Source organism: Vibrio sp. 378, from assembly GCF_033339435.1.
In genome coordinates this window covers 1-684 of record NZ_JAWOUO010000587.1, presented here as the reverse complement: position 1 = coordinate 684, position 684 = coordinate 1, and the positions used below count along the sequence as shown (strand labels likewise).

The following is a 684-nucleotide window of genomic DNA, read 5'->3' as shown; positions in this document are numbered from 1 at the left end:
GTCGTAAAGAAGACCCTGATACACTGTTCTTCCAACGTCGCCTCTCAATTGAAGGTGACACTGAGCTTGGCTTAGAAGTGAAAAACTTGATGGACAGTGTCGACTTAGAGCAGTTACCAAAAGCAATGCAAGTAGCGCTGAACCAACTGGCTGACTTTGTCCAAAAAGGGGTTCAAGAGCCTGCACAACAACCCGGAGTAGCGAATGCTTATTCGAACTGAAGCCCCTGCGGACATTCTGACCATTGACCGCCTATTGAAACATGCGTTTCCAACCGATGCAGAAGCCAACTTGGTGATGCGTTTACGTGAAAACGGCAAGCTGACCTTGTCGCTGGTGGCGTGTACGGATGAAGGTGAGGTAATTGGCCATGCTTTATTTAGCCCAGTTACATTAAATGGTGAAGATTTGTCGTGGCAAGGGCTTGCACCATTGGCTGTTCATGAGAACTATCGCCGTCAAGGCATTGGTGCTGAACTCATTAAAGAAGGTTTCGAATCTCTGCGTGATTTCGGTTATCCAGTCTGTGTCGTGTTGGGTGAACCTAACTACTATGCACGACAAGGTTTCAATGCTGGTGAAGAGATGGGCTTTGAATGCGCTTGGGAAGTGCCTGAAGGTGCGTTTCGAGTAGCTGAACTCGTCGAGGGCCAATGTGCAGGGCGTTCTGGACGCATTGATTAC

The 684-nt window shown here is 48.5% G+C and carries 2 protein-coding genes; both read left to right on the top strand.

Annotated elements, in window-relative coordinates; translation table 11 throughout:
- Positions 1-221, top strand: a 221-nt coding sequence (locus tag R7Q48_RS27690; protein WP_318133485.1) for an SCP2 domain-containing protein, incomplete at its 5' end; no start/stop codon positions are given.
- On the top strand, positions 205-684 hold a 480-nt coding region (locus tag R7Q48_RS27685; protein WP_318133484.1), incomplete at its 3' end, for an N-acetyltransferase. The genes R7Q48_RS27690 and R7Q48_RS27685, both read left to right, overlap by 17 nt.